This is a genomic window from Pelagibacterium sp. (genome assembly GCF_048264985.1).
Classification (GTDB): domain Bacteria; phylum Pseudomonadota; class Alphaproteobacteria; order Rhizobiales; family Devosiaceae; genus Pelagibacterium.
Window position 1 is genome coordinate 22,334 of record NZ_JBLXCL010000009.1, and the last position, 18,480, is coordinate 40,813.

Annotated in this window: 12 protein-coding genes and 1 pseudogene; 9 read left to right on the plus strand and 4 right to left on the minus strand. The window is 57.6% G+C overall.

The window, feature by feature from the left end:
- Window positions 1-61 precede the first annotated feature (61 nt).
- The 7 genes and pseudogenes from ACN0TA_RS16300 to ACN0TA_RS16330 all read left to right on the plus strand — a co-directional run.
- Entirely contained in the window at window positions 62-1,087 is a 1,026-nt protein-coding gene (locus ACN0TA_RS16300; RefSeq protein ID WP_417584871.1) for a LacI family DNA-binding transcriptional regulator, read from the plus strand.
- Between the two features lie 178 nt (window positions 1,088-1,265).
- Window positions 1,266-1,937: an amino acid ABC transporter permease gene (locus ACN0TA_RS16305; RefSeq protein ID WP_417584873.1), complete on the plus strand. Its 672-nt coding sequence runs from the start codon at window positions 1,266-1,268 to the stop codon at window positions 1,935-1,937.
- A gap of 9 nt (window positions 1,938-1,946) precedes the next feature.
- Complete coding sequence (locus ACN0TA_RS16310) at window positions 1,947-2,603, plus strand: amino acid ABC transporter permease (protein WP_417584875.1); 657 nt, start codon at window positions 1,947-1,949, stop codon at window positions 2,601-2,603.
- Between the two features lie 33 nt (window positions 2,604-2,636).
- Window positions 2,637-3,437: a transporter substrate-binding domain-containing protein gene (locus ACN0TA_RS16315; RefSeq protein WP_417584877.1), complete on the plus strand. Its 801-nt coding sequence runs from the start codon at window positions 2,637-2,639 to the stop codon at window positions 3,435-3,437.
- 23 nt (window positions 3,438-3,460) lie between these two features.
- Window positions 3,461-4,222 carry an amino acid ABC transporter ATP-binding protein gene (locus ACN0TA_RS16320; protein WP_417584879.1) on the plus strand — a complete coding sequence of 254 codons (762 nt, stop codon included), beginning with the start codon at window positions 3,461-3,463 and terminating at the stop codon, window positions 4,220-4,222.
- Window positions 4,223-4,274: 52 nt separating this feature from the next.
- Window positions 4,275-5,216 (plus strand): 2-hydroxyacid dehydrogenase, encoded by a 942-nt coding sequence (locus tag ACN0TA_RS16325; RefSeq protein ID WP_417584881.1) that lies wholly within the window; start codon window positions 4,275-4,277, stop codon window positions 5,214-5,216.
- A 163-nt stretch (window positions 5,217-5,379) separates the two neighbouring features.
- Window positions 5,380-5,511 (plus strand): annotated as a pseudogene (locus ACN0TA_RS16330) (SDR family oxidoreductase); the annotation flags it as partial.
- A 15-nt stretch (window positions 5,512-5,526) separates the two neighbouring features.
- Here ACN0TA_RS16330 and glmS read toward each other — a convergent pair.
- Complete coding sequence (gene glmS, locus ACN0TA_RS16335; protein WP_417584883.1) at window positions 5,527-7,353, minus strand: glutamine--fructose-6-phosphate transaminase (isomerizing); 1,827 nt, start codon at window positions 7,351-7,353, stop codon at window positions 5,527-5,529.
- Between the two features lie 66 nt (window positions 7,354-7,419).
- Between glmS and ACN0TA_RS16340 the strand changes: the two genes are divergently transcribed.
- Entirely contained in the window at window positions 7,420-9,213 is a 1,794-nt protein-coding gene (locus tag ACN0TA_RS16340; protein WP_417584885.1) for a type I secretion system permease/ATPase, read from the plus strand.
- Window positions 9,210-10,526, plus strand: a complete 1,317-nt coding sequence (locus ACN0TA_RS16345) for an HlyD family type I secretion periplasmic adaptor subunit (protein WP_417584887.1) — start codon at window positions 9,210-9,212, stop codon at window positions 10,524-10,526. Before ACN0TA_RS16340 ends, ACN0TA_RS16345 begins: the two co-directional genes overlap by 4 nt.
- A gap of 99 nt (window positions 10,527-10,625) precedes the next feature.
- Here the strand turns inward: ACN0TA_RS16345 and ACN0TA_RS16350 are convergent, their stop codons facing one another.
- The 3 genes from ACN0TA_RS16350 to ACN0TA_RS16360 are packed head-to-tail and all read right to left on the minus strand — an operon-like array spanning window position 10,626 to window position 18,368.
- Window positions 10,626-16,799 (minus strand): M10 family metallopeptidase C-terminal domain-containing protein, encoded by a 6,174-nt coding sequence (locus ACN0TA_RS16350; RefSeq protein WP_417584889.1) that lies wholly within the window; start codon window positions 16,797-16,799, stop codon window positions 10,626-10,628.
- Window positions 16,796-17,473, minus strand: a complete 678-nt coding sequence (locus tag ACN0TA_RS16355) for a hypothetical protein (RefSeq protein ID WP_417584891.1) — start codon at window positions 17,471-17,473, stop codon at window positions 16,796-16,798. The genes ACN0TA_RS16350 and ACN0TA_RS16355 overlap by 4 nt, the downstream gene beginning before the upstream one ends.
- Window positions 17,457-18,368, minus strand: coding sequence for an MJ1477/TM1410 family putative glycoside hydrolase (locus ACN0TA_RS16360; RefSeq protein WP_417584893.1), 912 nt, complete (start codon window positions 18,366-18,368; stop codon window positions 17,457-17,459). The genes ACN0TA_RS16355 and ACN0TA_RS16360 overlap by 17 nt, the downstream gene beginning before the upstream one ends.
- Window positions 18,369-18,480: the final 112 nt, after the last annotated feature.

Consider the following 18,480-nt stretch of genomic DNA (forward strand, 5'->3'; position numbering starts at 1 on the left):
TTTGCTGTCGCACTTGTCATCTTTGCGTTAGATCGATCTAAGAGGGGGAGGTCGAGGGAGGATGATGGACGGGAAACCGACGCGCAAGACGCGCCCAACGCTTATGGACGTAGCCCAAAAAGCTGGCGTTTCGCGCGCCACGGCATCTCTTGTCGTGCGCAAAAGCCCACTCGTGGGCGCCGAAACGCGGGCCAGTGTCGAAGCGGCCATGGCCGAGATCGGCTATGTCTATAATCTTGGCGCTGCGGGCATGCGCGCGGCGCGCAGTCGCACGATCGGGGTTATCATCCCCAACCTCTCAAATCCGTTCTTCGGCGTGCTTCTCGCGGGGATCGACCAGGTGGTCGACGATGCGGGGTTGGCGACTTTTATTGCACATTCGGCAGAGTCGGCAGCCAAACAGGACGGCTTTGTAACCCGTATGCGAGAACATGGCGTGGACGGGCTTATCGTTTGTCCAGCAGCGGGTACACCGCCGCAATTTATTGAACGATTAAACGATTGGGGGATGCCCGTCGTGGAGGCGTTGCGTACGGTGGGGGGCGGCGCCGTCGATTACGTTGGGATGGATCAGCATAGCGGCATGGAAGCGGCCGTGGCGCGTCTCGCGGCACTGGGGCATTCCAGAATCGGGTTTGTCACTGCAAACCTCGACCATTCAGCCCATGACGAACGGTTGGCGGCATTCCGCGCTGCCGCGGGCCGTCACGGGATCGTGTTTGCCGAGGAAATCGAGATCGACCCAACGCACGCCGATGCGATGGCGTTGGCGCGGCAGATGGCAAAGCGCGTCGACGCCCCTACAGCATGGATCTGCCACAACGACGTCATCGGGTTGGGCATGCATCGCGGTTTTTGCGATAGCGATGTGACGCCGGGCCGGGATGTCTCGCTCATCGGGTTCGACAACGTGGCTGAAACCGATCTTGTCCGCCCAGGTCTGGCATCTGTCGCCACCGAGCCAGTCGAAATCGGATTGAAAGCAGCAAATTTGTTGTTGCGACGGATCGAAAACCCGCAAGCCGAGGCCGAGGCGCTGACGGTGCCGACCCATTTTGTCGAGCGGGGCTCGATCGGTCCGGTTTAACCGCAACTGACGGTGGGGTTGACTCCGGATCGGTTAGGCATTTAGATCGATCTAAATTGAGGAGTACGAGGCTTCTGAGAAACCGCGCAGTCGGATGAAGTTTCGAGAAAACGGCTGTTCGCTTTTAAACCCGCAAGGGGCCATTGCGGCAAAGCGGTTCAGCGGGAGGAGTGAGCGTTTGGGCTATCAGTTCAATTTCGCGCCTGTGATCAACAATTTCGATCAGTTGATCTATGGGGCGCTCATTACCGTGCAGCTCAGCTTTGGCGCCATCCTGATCGGGACGCTGATTGCCATTCCATGTGCCGCCGCCAAGACAGCAGGCATCAAGCCGTTGGCATGGCTGGTCAACGTCTATATCGAGGTGATCCGCAACACCCCGTTCCTCATCCAGATATTCTTTATCTATTTTTCTCTGCCGGCCCTGGGCATCCGGTTCGATCCCAATACTGCAGCGCTTGTGGCACTATCGGTTAATGTTGGTGCATACGCCACAGAGATCGTGCGGGCGGGGATTGAGTCGATTAATAGAGGGCAGGTCGAGGCCGGCAAGGCGCTGGGTTTGAAGGGCCACCAGATATTTCGCTATATTATTCTCAAGCCTGCGCTTCGGACGATCTATCCCGCTCTGACAAGTCAGTTCATCTATTTGATGTTGACCTCATCGGTGGTCTCGGCGATCTCGGCAACCGATCTCGCCGCAGCAGGTAACAACATTCAGGCAGCGACGTTCGCGGCGTTCGAAGTATATCTCGTGATCACGGTCATGTATTTCGTGCTTTCGCTGGGCTTTTCCGGGCTGTTCTCAGCCATCGGGCGGACAGCGTTCCGCTATCCTTTGGCACGATAGGGGTCGATCATGTTTCGCACATTCGGACCCAACGAGTTCTGGTACATCGTGATGGCGGCGCAGTGGACGCTGGCCTTATCGGCTGTGGCTTTTGCCGGTGGCGCAGTGGGTGGCGTCGCGATCGCGCTCGGGCGGGTCTCGGCAATCAAGCCTATCCGGCTCGGAGCGCTCGCCTTCATTCGTGTTTTTCAAGGCACGCCGCTGCTCATGCAACTCTTTCTGGTATTTTTCGGCCTGAATATTTTTGGCGTGGGCATCAATCCCTGGGTGGCTGCTGCCGTCGCGCTGACATTGCATGCCAGCGCCTATCTGGGTGAAATTTGGCGCGGCTGCATTGAGGCCGTGCCGCAGGGGCAAACCGAGGCCAGTTGGGCGCTCGGTCTGGGGTACCGCCACCGGATGAGCTATGTGGTTCTGCCCCAGGCCGCCAAGATTTCTGTGGCGCCGACGGTCGGGTTTCTTGTGCAGCTCATCAAAGGCACATCGCTGGCATCGATCATCGGGTTTGTGGAGCTCACGCGAGCGGGGCAAATCATCAACAACGCAACATTCCAGCCGCTGACCGTGTTTTCTCTGGTCGCAGCTCTCTATTTCATCCTGTGCTGGCCACTCTCGATGTGGGCGCGGCACTTGGAAGGCCGATTCGCTGTGGCAACGAGCCGCTAAAGACCAAAAAGTTCAACCCAAGGGAGAGAGTAAATGAAACTGAACAAGACGTTGATCGGGCTAGGCGCAGCAGCTGCGCTGGCCGCAGGACTAGTGGCTGGCCCCGCGTCGGCCCAAACGCCTGAAGAAATCCAGGCGCGCGGTACCGTTAATATCGGGCTGCTTGTCGACTTTCCGCCCTTCGGTATTCTCGATGAAGCGGGCAATCCAGACGGTTACGACGCCGATGTGGCACGTTTGCTGGCTGAAGATATGGGCGTTGAACTCAACCTTGTTCCCGTGACTGGCCCGAACCGCATCCCTTATCTGGTCTCAAACCAGGTCGACATTCTCGTCGCTTCTCTGGGCATTACACCCGAGCGGGCAGAGCAGGTCGATTTCTCCGATCCTTACGCGGGTATTGAAATTTTCGTTTTTGGTGACGCGAGCGTAGAGGTAAGCGGACCGGAGGGACTTTCGGGTCAAAATATCGCCGTGGCCCGAGCGTCGACCCAGGATACTTCGATCACCGAGATCGCACCGGCGGACGCCAATATCCAGCGCTTCGATGATGATGCGACCGCGGTTCAGGCTCTGCTTTCCGGCCAGACGCCACTGATGGGTGCATCGAACGTCGTGATCAGCCAGATCGAGGCGATGGCACCTGACCGGTTCGACACCAAGTTCTCGCTGCGTCAACAAAGCCAGGCGATTGCCGTGCGTCCGGGCAGCGAAGAAATGCTGTCCTATATCAACGATTTCCTTGCTCGCGTGAAAGAGGACGGAAGCATCAACGCCCTGCATGAAGAATGGGTCGGCGGTCCGCTGCCTGAATTCGTCATCTCCGGGCAATAACAGAACGCGCGAAAGGACACGCCATGGTCACGAACGCTAAAGGCAACGCTGGCAATGCCGCCGTCGAGATGGCTGGCGTCGAGAAATGGTATGGCTCCTTTCATGCGCTCAGATCCATTGATCTCACGGTCGCGCGCGGCGAAAAAATCGTCGTGTGCGGCCCGTCAGGGTCGGGGAAATCTACGCTGATCCGCTGCATAAACCAGCTAGAAAGCGTGCACGAAGGCAAGATTACAGTCGATGGAATCGAGCTGACCGCTGGACCAAAGAACGTTGAGACAGTGCGCCGCGACGTTGGAATGGTGTTCCAGCAGTTCAACCTCTTCCCGCATATGACAGTGCTGGAAAACTGCATGCTTGCACCCATGAAGGTGCGCGGCACGAGCAGAGCCGAAGCAGACGCTACGGCACGCAGATATCTCGAACGCGTTCGCATTCCCGAACAGGCGGACAAGTATCCTGCTCAGCTTTCGGGCGGTCAGCAGCAGCGTGTGGCCATCGCGCGCGCGCTGTGCATGAATCCCAAAATCATGCTCTTCGATGAGCCGACATCGGCGCTCGATCCCGAAATGGTCAATGAAGTTCTCGACACGATGATCGATTTGGCGCGGGAGGGCATGACAATGCTCGTCGTGACCCACGAGATGGGGTTCGCCCGTAAGGTTGCAGATCGCGTCATCTTCATGGACAAGGGTGAGATAGTGGAAATCGGAGAGCCCGAGAGCTTTTTTTCCAATCCGCAGAACGAGCGGACAAAGACATTTTTGGGGCAGATCGCTCATTAGAGTCGACCGGTTTTTGGATCGGGCACCCCGGACAACACGCAGAGAGACACTCATGGCCGAGCCCATCCTGACATTTGATACCCTACTTGAGCCGATCGGCTCCGAACTTGCAGCGCACTATGAGTTGATTTCCGCTGACGACCCTCGGGTACAGGACCGACTGGCCGATTTTCGCATCGCCATGACCAATGGTGGGCTGGGGATGGAAAGTGCGTGGATCGAGAAACTTCCGAATCTTGAATTGATAGCGGTCAACGGCGTGGGCACCGACAGGATCGACCTCGATCTGTGCGCCTCGCGGTCGATCCACGTGGCCACCACACTCGGCGTGCTGACTGACGATGTCGCCGACATGGCGATGGGACTGGTGATCGCTGCGTTGCGCGAACTCGGCCAAGGACAGGATTTCGTGCGATCGGGGCAATGGGCGCAAGGCAAGAAAATGAAGCTGGCGCGGAGTTTGAAAGGGCGAAAGTTCGGCATAGTTGGACTGGGCGCCATCGGGCAGGCGATCGGGCAACGCGCCGAAGCTTTCAAATTCGATATCGGTTTCTGGAACCGCTCGGAAAAGTCTGTTGCAGGGTGGACGGCGTTTGGTTCACCAGCGGCACTTGCCACGTGGGCAGACGTCATCGTTGTTGCGGTGGCAGCCACACCGCAGACGCAAGGGATTATCGACAGGGATGTCATTGCCGCATTGGGCAGCGATGGGTTTGTCGTCAACATCGCGCGCGGCAGTGTGATTGATGAAGCCGCTTTGCTCGACGCTCTTGAAGCAAAGGCGATTGCTGGGGCCGGGCTCGATGTTTTTCTCAATGAGCCTGTAATTGATAAGCGCTTCCTCAACCTCGACAACGTTTTTGTCGTCCCTCACCAGGGTAGCGCCACGATTGAGACCCGGACGCGTATGGCGCAAACGGTCAAGGACAATATCGACGCCTATTGCGCAGGCGAAGTGCCACCCACTTCCGTTACGGCAAAACACTTCAGCTAAGCGCCCATGAGCTTATTGGCCGTACAGTGAGGCTGTCCGGGTAGCTCGGCGGAGGCTGGGGATGAGCAATCACTTCGGATCGTTAGCGGGCAAACGCGTACTCTATACGGTCCCTGCCGGCGGCCTGGGGTTGCCGACGACGTTGGGGGCCCACGAACAACGCATCATGGGCAGTCAAGCGATCAAGCGCCGTGGCCGTCCGGGTGACATTGCCAATGCCATAATGTTTCTGGCATCGGATTCCGCCGAGTTCATTACCGGTCAGACCATCAATGTCGATGGTGGCTGGACAATGGAATTGGCAGCGAGGTCATTCCACAGTTACCGATTTTGCCAGGTTGCGGGGGCGATCGACGTCGAAATTTCGCGCCACAGCGGTGTGATAGGCCAGCAATTGCATGGGTATTGCCGAAACAATTGGTGCGATTGCGGGATCGACTTGGGGCAATACGATGAGATCGTCGACATCATTGCCTGCAGTGGCAGCGCCTTGTGGATCAGTGATCAGAATGACATGTGCTCCCCGCGCGGCAACTTCCTTGAGATTGGAGAGTGTCTTTTCAAACAACTCATCGGTTGGCGCGAGAACGATTATGGGCGTGCCCTTTTCAACAAGGGCGATAGGGCCGTGCTTTAGCTCACCCGCTGCATAGCCTTCGGCATGAATGTAAGAGATTTCCTTGAGCTTGAGCGCCCCTTCTAAAGCCAACGGATAAAACGTGCCGCGTCCGAGATAAAGAACGTCACGGGCACCGGCCAGTCGTTTAGCAATCTCGCTCAGGTGCGGTTCGATCTTTAAAGCTTCGAAAAGCGCCGTTGGAAGCATCATGAGCGCCGCGATGCGCTTGCGCAGAGTGTCAGGGTCGAGCGTACCCCGCAATTGGGCGGCCCTGAGCGCAAGGCACAAGAGGATAGCGAGTTGGGATGTGAAGGCCTTGGTGGAGGCAACGCCGATTTCGGCACCGCACAACAGCGGAAAAATAGCTCCGGATTCCCTTGCCATTGTCGACTCTTCGACATTGACGACCGAGACAATGTGCTGGCCGTTTTCTGCACAGTGTCGCAGCGCAGCAAGACTGTCGGCAGTCTCGCCCGATTGAGAAATCATTAGGGCAAGTCCGCCTTCTATCAAGCGAGGGTGGCGGTAGCGGAACTCGGAGGCGATGTCGATATCGAAGGGCAATGCCGCATAGTGCTCAAACCAGTATTTGGCTGTGGCGCCAGCATAATAGGCGGATCCGCAAGCCGCTGCAGTAATGCGCGGCAGGGCCGCGAAATCGAATTCGAGTGCAGGCAGGTCACGCAATGTGCCGGTGGTGGCGTCCACGAACTGGTTGATGGCGCGCGAAATCGTTTCGGGCTGTTCGTGTATTTCCTTGGCCATAAAATGAGGATAGGGAAATTTGTCGGCCAGCTCTGCATAGGCGCCGAGCGCGCGTGCGGGGCGCTCGACGCGCAGACCAAGATCGTTAAATATCTCGGCACCCTCAGGCGTGACAACTGCCCAATCGCCATCCTCAAAATAGGTGATGGTCCGCGATAATGGTGCAAGGGCCAGTGCGTCAGAGCCTATGTACATTTCATTGTCACCATACCCCATGGCCAATGGCGACCCGCGCCGCGCCGCGATCAGTTCGCGACCATTGCCCTTGAACAGAAACAACAATGCATATGAGCCGCGCAACTGGGCCAATGTCGTCTGCACAGCCTCGCGCCCGGTGGCACCATTGTCCATTTCCCGTGTCGCCAAAAGTGCGACAACCTCGGTGTCCGTCTCGGTTACTGTGCGATAGCCTGCCGCTGCCAGATCGGCGCGCAACTGCATGTAGTTTTCAATGATGCCGTTGTGAACCACGGCAACGTGCTGTGTGCTGTGAGGATGGGCATTGTCCTCTGTCGCTGCGCCGTGCGTGGCCCATCGTGTGTGCCCGATGCCAATCTTTCCCTCCTGGGGCGTCAGATCGAGCTTGGCTGCCAGATTTTCGAGCTTGCCTTGAGCGCGACACCTTACGATCGAACCGGCAACCTGTGTTGCGATACCGGCACTGTCATAGCCGCGATATTCAAGTCGTGTCAGTGCGCTCACCAGTCGATCCGCTACTGGCCGATTGCCTGCTATCCCGACGATTCCGCACATGATCAGCTCCGAGGTGAGGATTGATGGGTTCAATTGCCTTGGTAAGCGAGGCAGGCTGGCCAATTATTGACAATCGTCAAGGTCACAGCAGCGCTGTGTGGGAAAACCGATTTCACGCGCGTGTTTTCTGGAACCAAGATCATGGCATCAAACGATAATCACGGACGCAAACTCCGCAAACCTTCCGGGCGCGGTTCTATCCTGGGACTCGGACTTTTAAGCATTATCTCGAACCTGCTGTTGTTGACCGGACCGCTGTTCATGCTGCAGGTCTACGACAGGGTGCTCGCCAGCAAGTCAGTGCCCACATTGGCAGCGCTGACGGGGCTGGTGGTGGGGCTTTATGGCTTTTACAGCGTCGTCGAAATTGTTCGAAGTCGCATGGCCACACGCTATTCGGTGCTTGCAGCTGCGCGTCTGACTCGCCCGGTCTTTGCAAAAGTTGTTGCCACAAGCGCGTCGTCGCGAAGGGCGATCGATGGAGATCCGATCCGCGACGTGGAGACGCTTCGTCAGTTCCTGGCGGGGGCCGGACCGATTGCCTTACTCGATTTGCCCTGGGTGCCGGTTTATCTTGCCATCATCTTTGCATTCCATCCCATGCTTGGGTGGCTGGCGGTGGCTGGGGCAGGGGTCGTCACCATTCTCATGGTCCTCAATGAATGGTCCTCGCGGGCACCCTCGCGCGATGCCAACGCTGCAGCAAATGCGCGCCAGAGCCAGCAGGCCGATATCGCTGCCAATGCCGAAGCGGTGCTGGCCATGGGAATGCGCGAAACCCTCGCCAAACGCTGGGAGGCGGCCAACACAAAGATGCTGATGACGCAGGCTCATGCCGCCGATCGCGCAACGGCTTTTTCAGCACTCACCAAAGGTTTTCGGCTGTTGTTACAATCGGCTGTACTAGCCCTGGGCGCTTATCTCGCCATTGGTGGAGACATCTCTGCCGGGCTGATGATCGCTGCCTCGATCGTCACGGCGCGGGCGCTCTCTCCGGTCGAGCAGGCGGTTTCGAACTGGCGCGGCTTTATTGCTGCGCGGCAGGCAAAGGCCAGGCTCAGGTCTATACTTGCCGATGACAAAGGCAGCATCGATCGGGTTGCCTTGCCTTTGCCTCAGACAAGTCTTGCAGTGTCCGAGCTTGCCATATCGCCAATGCCGGATGGGCCTCCGCTGGTCACAGGGATCAGCTTTGGGCTTAAACCCGGCGAGGCTCTTGGAATTCTGGGCACCTCGGGGTGCGGAAAGTCGTCTTTGATCCGTACATTGATGGGAATCTGGCCGGCCCGCGCCGGTGTCGTTCGGCTGGACGGGTCCGAGCTTGACCATTTCGATCCAGACCGGCTGGGCATGGCAATCGGCTATTTGCCACAGACTGTCGAATTGTTTGCTGGCACCGTTGCGCAGAACATTGCCCGATTTCGCCTTGAGGCGGAGTTTGACGATGTGCTGAAAGCAGCTCAGGCTGCCGGTGCCCACGACCTTATTGCGTCGCTGCCGCACGGTTACGACACTCCCATCGGTGTCCAGGGCGCCCTGCTTTCAGCGGGGCAGCGCCAACGCATCGGTCTGGCGCGTGCGCTTTTTGGCGACCCATTTCTTATCGTGCTCGATGAACCCAATTCAAATCTCGATGCAGCTGGCGACGCTGCGTGCAACGCGGCGATAGCCGACGCCAAGGCGCGAGGCGCTATCGTCATTGTCGTTGCTCACCGCCCGACCGCCATCGCTGCTGTCGATACCATCCTGTTTCTTCAAGATGGCCGGCAGGCGGCCTTCGGCCCCAAGGATGCTGTCCTTGCCTCGATAACGGCGCAGCCGGCTTCACTTGAAATTGCCAGGAAAGCGAGGGTGAAATGAGCGCCATCGACATTGAATATGTAGCTGCACGGAGCCTTGGTCGGCACGCATTGCTCGGCTCGGTTGCCATGATCTCGCTGGTCGGGCGCCTTACGTTCTGGGCGGCGGTCACTCCAATCGCGGGCGCCGTTGTTGCTGGCGGCAGCGTCGTGGTCGATGGCGGCGTGAGGCGTGTGCAGCATCAAGAAGGCGGCATCGTCAAGGAAATCCTTGTGCACAATGATGCCGAAGTCTTGGCCGGCGAAACGCTCGTCGTGCTCGATGGTACACCGGTTGTGGCCAATATGGCTGTGATCGAGGCCCAATTGGGCGAGGCCTATATCCGGCAGGCTCGGCTCATGGCAGAGGCCGCGGACTCGACAATCATGGCATGGCCGACCCAACTCGACACCATGCCCGAAATCGAGCGAAACCGTTTGCTGTTTGCTGCCGAAGATCGCTTAAGAGCCTCGCGGGCAGCAGCGCTTTCGACCCAGGTTGCTCAATTGGGGGAACAGATCGTCCAGCTCGAGAACCAGGTTGCCGGCTTGGACGCTCAACGCAGCGCGGTGATTGCCCAGACCGAAATCTTGGACGAGCAGCTTGAACGGCTCTCTGCACTTCTGGCTCAAGGGTTGATCGAGGCGAGCAGGGTCAGCGATTTGCGGCGACAAGTCGCGCAGCTTGACGGAGAAGGCGCCCGTATCACAACCGAGATCGCGCGCGGAAACGCAGCAACGGCTGAGCGCCGGCTGCAGATATCCCAGGTGCAAGAATCCTATCAAAGTGAAGTACTTGGGCAGTTGCAAGAAACCGGACAGCAGATTTCCGAGCTGGAGCAGCAAAGGGTAGCAGCTCAGGACCGGCTCGACAGGCTGATCATACGCGCGCCGATCTCAGGCGTCGTGCATCAGATGCAGGTGGCAACGCTCGGCGGTATCGCGGGTGCGGGCGAAACGCTGATGCAGATCGTGCCGCTCGACGATGAAATCATGGTCGATGTGCGTATCAATCCACTCGACATCGACAAACTCGCCACAGAACAGACGGTGACTTTGCGGCTCTCAAGCTTCAATTCCCGCTCGACGCCGGAACTTGACGGGTTGGTGGACAGGATATCGCCCGACCTCACCCGCGACTCAGCTTCCGGCACGCAGTTTTACGTTGTCCGGGTCCGCCTGCCCGCAGAGGAACTGGACAAACTGCCGGAGACGGCGCGGCTCATCCCCGGTATGCCAGTCGAAGCGTTTTTCGCAACCGGCGAGAAGACAGTGCTAAGTTATCTCGCCAGTCCCGTAGTGGACCAGCTGGCGTTGGCGTTCCGAGAGGATTGACCTCGCCGTCGAGAGGCGACCTCTCAAGAGAAAAGGGGCCTTTGTGGCCCCTTTTCTATGTTTGGCGTTATGTATTTGCGCCCCCGAAGGGGCGACTGTCTAAAGGATGAAGTCGACTGCGGTCAGATCGATCAGGCCGGACAGCTCGATGCTGAAGTCTGCGATCTGGTCGCCATTGACGTCGGCGGTGACGATCGTCTTGTCACCTTCAGTGCCATCAATATCTTCAAACATGAAGCTCAGTTGTCCACGGACGCCGGTAAATGCAGCTCCAGCTCCTGCCAGGAATATGAAGGCCTGATTGCCTCCCACACCAGCGGCGGCATCGATTATCGAGAGGTCGATAACGTCTTCGCCCTGGGTAAAGTCTGTGATCACGTCGCGACCCAGACTGTCTGGTCTTGAATGGGCGATATTGCGAAACACAAAGACATCGGAGCCTTCCCCGCCGACCAAGACGTCCTTGCCGCCTCTGCCGTCAAGGACATCATTGCCCCTGCCGCCTGAAATCATGTTTGCTGCCCCTGAACCAATGATTGTGTCGTTGCCAGAGCCACCGATGATGTTTTCGATCGATCTCAGGCTATCGGTTCCAGTCTGTGTGCTGGTGGCCGAGTTTGCATTGACTGTAACATCGGCCGAGATGCGTGAGAGATCCAGCACGTCGCTGCCGCTTCCACCGATATAGGTGTCATTGCCGTCATCGAGTGTCGCCACGAATATATCGTCGCCGGCATTGCCATAGACCGTGTCATCGCCAGCGTCGCCAAACATGATGTCGTCTCCGCCGCCGCCCTGGATCGTGTCGTTTCCTGCACCCCCGTGATAGAGATCGGAGGACGAGCCTTTGGGTAGTGTGTCGGCTGAATCGGAACCCACAACATCATTCATGCCCACAAGATCGAGCGTCGCGCTGGCGAGATCGGTCCTGTCCGCTGTTGCAATCGAATAGGTGAACGTGACATCGGTATCGTCATTGAGAGCTGGAATGAACAGCCACGTTCCATCGCCATTGTCGGTCAGTTTGCCCGATGAAGCGACAAGACCAACCACGGCAAAGGCCATGCCGGTGTAGGCCGTGCCGGCCAGGTCACGTGAAGTGATGGTGCGCGTCATGTCTTCGTTGAGCGGTGTCAGCGCTACCGGCGGCAAGACATCGGTCACTGCTGCCGTTGCCGATGAGGCTACGCTCTCCAGCGTACCTCCGACATCGGTGTAGCTCACGATAACCCGGACGAGGGCAAGTGCGTCTTCGTCTGTCAATTTATAGGTGGCGTCGGTGGCGCCGTTGATGTTGACGAACCCTGTACCGGTGTCTCGCTGCCATTGATAATTGAGTGTTCCCAAGCCATCGGGATCGGCCAGAGAAGCTACATTGGCACTCAGGGTCTGGTTTTCGACGGCATTGCCTACGATAGTCACGTCGCCAGTTGGTGCATCGTTACTGTTTGACACGACCACAGAGATTTCCTTGGCAAACACCAGTTCTCCATCGGTTGCGGTGATCGTCAAAGCGACCGATGGTTCGGTCTCGAAATCGAACGCGACGCCGGCCTTGCGGTAAAGTGCGCCATCATTGGGATCGATTTCAAACCTGTCGTCGGAGACCGTGAGAATGTTCTGGCGCTGGCTGTCGTCGAAATTTGGATCAATGACAAGAAGATCAGCCACTTTAACCCTGTCGAGCAACAGTTCGGGCACAGCGGCCAAATTGGAGAGCACGATATCGGTCGGTGCAAGGTTTTGGGCCTCCATCCGCACTAGGCTCACACTGTGATCGCCCAGCCCGACAAGCCGGAGCGTCATGATGCCATCGACAAGGCTGACGATTTCGGCGCCCGAGACGAGGAACTGACTATTGGCCATATCGGCCAGATCGATCGACACCAGGCCCTCGCCGTTCATCGTGAAAGCAAGGTTGACGCCGTCACCTTCCAGCGTGATCAGCTGCATGCGGGCGCCGATCGAGGTGATGTGGGTGACGTCGGCCTGGGCGAGACCAAGCTTAATCTCGTAGGTGCCACCATTTGCATCAAGAAAGACTGAATTGCCATCATAGGCATACCAATTGGTAACTGCCGAAATGGTCTGCGATCCCAAGGAGTCGAGATTGACGGCAAACGTGCCCAGCGTGCCCGACTGCGGCGTTGCGGTGACGGTAATCGTGTCGCCGTTGACCGCGTAGGTTAGTTCCGTCTTCTCGAAAGTCGCTATCCGGGCGGCGAGGTCTGCGAGCGTTACAAACTCGGAGCCTGCGGCATGGGCTGCACCGAGCAATTCGGTGAACATGGCGAGGGTATAGGGCGATGAGCCCGTGCCCTCTATATCCCAGGATGTGACACCGTAATCATGCCAAGGCCAGACCACGATCGGCAGGTCGGAATTGATCGTCAGGTCGTTGAATTCGGCAATCCATTTCGCGGCCGCTTGTTCAGCGGTCAGCCCCAACCAACCAAGAAGCGTGAAATCGAAGCTCATATTGGGCGCTATGTAGACTTTATCGGTATCGGTGGGCGAGAGGTAGCCCAGAGCACCGGGATAACCCGCGCCGACCATGGACGCGCCGCCGGTCAGATAATCGTAATACTGAATAATCTGGCGCGCCGTCTCCAGCGATTCGGGCATGCCGGGCACCGCCGCGCCGCCCACCACAATCCCAAGATTATCTTCTATGACGTGACGCGACGTCTCGAACTGGAACTTGAACGATGCCTCCAGAATGGCCTTCGATACGGGATCGAGAGCCATCGGGTCGGGCGCTAACAGGGCCGATTGCAGTGTCGCGTTGATCTGGGCGACGCTCATCTGGGCCAGCGCGTCGATGACCGACTGATCGGCGTCGTCGCGCATGCAGTACGGACAGAAACATGCCGAGGGATTATCGAGCATAGCCGCATAGCCCGCGATGCGCTGATCGAGGATATCCTGGGTCACTTCGTCGGGCAGCAATAAGTTGGTATCGAACGGGTGCGAATAGGAGTGCGACCCGATTTCGTTGCCCATTGCCAGAAGCTGTTGGTAATAGGAGGACGAAATGAACCAGTTTGTATCCTGATCGGGGCTATAGAGCCCGACATTGACGTAGTAGGAGCCGACAAAATTGTAGTCGGTTTTCCACTGATCGAGAATTGGCATCATGGCGTCGTAGATACCGTTATCGACGTCGTACGTCTCCTGGGACTGGTCCATATCGTTGCGCGAGGCAACAATAGCGTTATCTCTGCTCATGGACAGCGAGACCTTCGGCCCGTCAATTGACTGGGTGACCCAGTCGATCGACTGCCCGAGCAGATTGTTATCGGCCAGCATGCCCTCGGTGGCGAAATGAACGTTGCGTCCGCCGGTAGTGGTCGAGATTACAGCGTCGTGGCTCGTGCCGTTGACGACCTGCTGAGCGATGACAGTGCCGGTGCCCGCAGCGACAGTCGAGAAGTACGAAGTCGCAGCGCCTGTATAGGTATGAATCGCGCCTCCGCCGTATCCGGCGGTGATCTCGTGGTTACCTGTCGCGACAAGATTGACGTCGACACCGTTTTCTCCGCCCGTGCGCGTCAAACCCAGGAGAGTCTGCATGCGTTCATAGGGGTTCGCCGACAACGCATCGCCATCGGCAGCATTGGTCATGAAATCGCCAGCCGTGATTATCGGCACGTCGTAGTCATAAACAAGTTGGTTGAGCGTAGCGGCGATATCGGCGTAATTTTCCGGGGCGTTTCTGAAAGAAGGGAACACGAGGGCCTTGTACTGCGCCATGAGCTCAAGATCGGTAAGATCGGCTTCCCCGATCAAATCGAAGGGAATACCCGCGCTCATTGCCTGGCTTTGTGCAGCCATGACCAGCTGTGAATAGGCCATCTCCGAGAAATAGGCGCTGGCGGTTGTTTGCGAATAGACGATGGCGATCTTGTAGTTTGCCGACGCCAGTGGCGGCAGGCTGGCGGGGTCCGTAATGGTGTATGCCGGCTGGGTATAGTCGGCTGGCAGATGCACGACGTCATTGACGTCCGCCATAAGCCCGATCTTGTTGAGCTCGGTCCCAAGCAGCGATTTGGGAATGGCAAGCTCGATCGACTTGCCGTCGGGCCCAAGTGCAAAGTCGATTTCGGCCACCAGCGTTTCCCCGGCGTTTCCGGTATAGAGGCGTGCGCGGCCGTCATTGTCGATATTGACGTTGAATTCCGCACCAACGGCCCATCCCCAGACCAGATGGCCAGTTGACGTATTGCCGTCAGTGTTGATCCAGAATGTCGTGTTCGGACCGATCTCGACTGCGCTTTTAAGAGCGACGACAAACGCGTCATTGGCGACCGTACCGAACAGCTCATAACCCTCAATAAGCGTGGTTGGCGTTTCAATGCGCTGGCTTTGCGTCCATTCGCTTAGGATGCCATCAAATGCGCTTACCGGCGGCAGGCCAATGGTGTAACCTCCATAGCCGTAGTTGTTGGGGAGGAAAACCGTGTCGTTGACATCGCTAAGTACCGCAATTTCTTCGATGCCCGTGCCCAGAAGGTCTTTTGGAAGCGCGAATTCGAGCGTGGTCCCGTCAGCGCCAAAAGCATGGTCCAGATCGGCTACAAATATTTCCCCAGCAGCGCCTGAATAGAGCCGGGCTATGCCATCCGCGCCGATGTTAACGTTGAATTCTGCACCACCTGCCCAGCCCCAAATCTGATGACCCGTGCCCGAGCTGCCATCAGTGTTGATCCAGAATGTTGTGTTCGGGCCAATTGGTTGGGCGCTCTTGAGTGCAACGACGAATTGTTCGGAATCGACGCGGCCGTAAAGCTCATAGCCCGCGATGCCGGTGCCTTCCCCTTCGAGCCGCTGGTCGGGCGTCCATTCGGTCAGCAGGCCGTCAAAGCTCGAACTGGGCGTTTCAATCAACAGGTAACCACCGGTGCCGTAGTTGGCGGGGAGGAATACTGAATCGTTGATATCGGCCAAAATCTGTACTGATTGCTCGAAGCCGAGAGTCTGCTTGGGAACTGAAAACTCGATGCTCAATCCATCAGCTGAGATTGCAAAATCAATGTCGGAGACGAAGGTTTCGCCAGCGGCACCGGAGTAAAGCCGGGCAATGCCGTTGCTGTCGATATTGACGTTGAACTCGGCTCCGGCTGCCCAGCCGAACACCTGATGTCCCGTTGCGGTATTGCCGTCGGTATTGAGCCAGAACGTGGAACCCGGTCCTATCGGCTGGGCACTGGAAAGTGCAAAAACGACCTGGTCTGGGTCGACACGGCCATACATAGCGTAGCCATCGACACCGCCCAATTGGGTGTCGAGCCTTTCGTCTTCGGTCCATTCCGACAGCACGCCGTCAAAAGAGGAAGCCGGTTCTTCGACCAACGTGTAACCGCCGGTGCCGTAGTTGGCGGGGAGGAATACTGAATCGTTGATATCGGCGAGAATTTGGACTGATTGATCGAATCCAAGCGTTTGTTTGGACACTGAAAACTCGATGCTCATTCCGTTTGGAGCAAGCGCGAAGTCGACGTCGGAAACAAAAATTTCACCGGCGGCACCAGAATAGAGGCGGGCGATCCCGTCGCCGTCGATGTTGACGTTGAATTCGGCACCCGCTGCCCATCCGAATATCTGGTGTCCGGTTGCGGTATTGCCGTCGGTGTTGAGCCAGAACGTCGAACCTGGCCCGATTGGCTGGGCGCTCGACAATGCGAAAACGACCTCGTCGGATTCGACGCGCCCGTACATTGCATAGCCATCGACGACGCCCAACTGGGTGTCGAGCCGCTGTTCTTCAGTCCACTCGGCCAACAGACCGTCAAATGAGCTGGATGAAGGCTGGGTGACGAGGTAGCCACCTTCCGCGTAAGACGAGGGCAGAAATACCGAATTGTTGATATCGGCATAGACCGTGAGTGAGGTTACGGCCAAGCCGACCAGAGCCTGCGGCAATTTCATTTCCAGGATCGTCCCCCCGGCGCCGAGCAGGTACTCGATTTCCGCGACAAGGGTCGCACCTTCCGAACCGGAATAGAGTCTGGCGATCCCATCGGTGCCGAAATTGATGTTAAACTCCGCGCCAACGGCCCAATCCCAGACTTTGTGCCCAGTTTCGCTATCGGCATCGGTGTTGAGCCAGAACGTCGTGTTGGGACCAATGGGCTCGGCACTTTCCAGTGCGATCAGGTAAGCCCCATCCTCGTACCGGCCGAACAGCGCATAGCCGTCGACGAGGGTTTCGGGCCGCTCGAGACGATCGTCCGGGGACCAGTCAGTGAGAGTTCCGTCAAGGATGATGGTCATAGGAGTGTCTCCTGTGCAAAGGGGGCCGGGGCCCTTTCAGATGACCGCCACTCAGCGGTTTCATCCATTGCTATTGGTGATTTTAGGCGATTGAGGCGTTCCAAATCGTGTTGACTGGCCAGCCCGTATGCTCTGCCCAACTCGATAGTGGCGCGCTCACCGGTGCGGTCGCCCTCAAGTCGATACAGTCCGATCAAACGGCGGTAGGCTGGAATGGAGGGTTCCCTTGCAAAGATCTGGGCAAGGATGCGAGCTTCGTTGCCATAAGCGTTATCGCCCCGGTAGAGATCAACAAGCATGGGCCGCGCCCAGTCGCTTTGAGGGCGAGTTGCGATCTCGTCTTCAAGCAGGCGAGTAAGAAGGCTTGTCTCTGCCTGGGTCTGATAGAGCCCGGCGAGAGAATATGCTTCGAAGGGGTTGAGGCGTGTCGTTTCGCGCTTTGTCTCATAGAGTTGTACAGCTTCGCCGATCCGACCCTGTGAAAGCAGAACCTGAGCCTTCTCTTCGGTGTTGGGCAGCATTGCGAAGGCAGCAATGGTGGTCATTGCCACAATGATCGCAACGAAGATTTGCGTGCGGTCGGGGGAGTCTATGCGCGACATGAAGCCCAAAGGCGCGAAGCCGGTACGTTGGAACGGCCGGTATGTGGACTTGTGGTCAACGAGAGTGTGCATTGTCGAGCTCCCTATCGCCGATGAATAGCAATACTCCCAGGGTTGCCGCGTCTTCGCGGGCCTGGGCGACATCTGAGGATGCGCTTAGATATTCGGAGACAAATACAGGCTTGCCCTCGGCTGTCAGACGACTGAGAAGCTCCAGGGAAGCGCGTACTGTGCCCAGTCTGTTTCGCTGATTGTCATGTTCGGCGCCAAACAGAAGATCTTCCTTGGCCAGTCCGTCGATTGTTCGGCGATATGAGGGGGTTGCCAGCAGCTCTTCGCCGTTCTGTGGCATTATGATGAAGTCGGGATCCTTGGCGCGTGCGTAGATGGCGAGGGCGGTGACGAAATTCACCATCTCGCTTTCGCGTTGCGCCCTTTTGAGTTGGGGGTCGGGGCGTTCGAACGCGTCGACGCGATCGAGATATACTCCGTCGAAGCCTGCTGCCATGATCTGGTCGAGATAACTGGTGGGCTCGCCAAAGATGATTGCCTGCCAATCGGGATCCCAAAAGCGGACGTCATAATTGCCTTCCCATTCGGGGTTGGCTGCGAACAGCCATGTCGGCCTGTCTTGCGCCCAATCGTCTTGCCAATAGAAGCGGTAGTCTTCCGCTTCGCCGATCGAAAGATAGGATAGGACGATCCGTCGCGACCCGTCAGGCTTTGTCCTAAGGTTGGCGATCTCGGTGGCTGAAAAGGTCTGGGCCGCAGTTCCGTTGCGTGAATAGTCGATCACCACCAGGTCATAGTTGCTGGCGGCAAGGACATGCAGATCAATGCCCTGAAGTTGGTAGGTCCATGATCCAACTCCAGCCAGTGCCGAAACTGCCGCGTTACTCGCCTGTGGCGAGAGCATAAGCGGAAATGCTGCCAGGACGGCAGCCAGTCCAGCAATGCGTATACCCATGTCGCAACTCTCCCATTCGCCCGGTCAATCGCTCGGGCCGTATCGAACACTATGGGCGGCATGCGCGCACAATATTGACATTCATCAACTCGGAGACTTCTGGGACCCGACA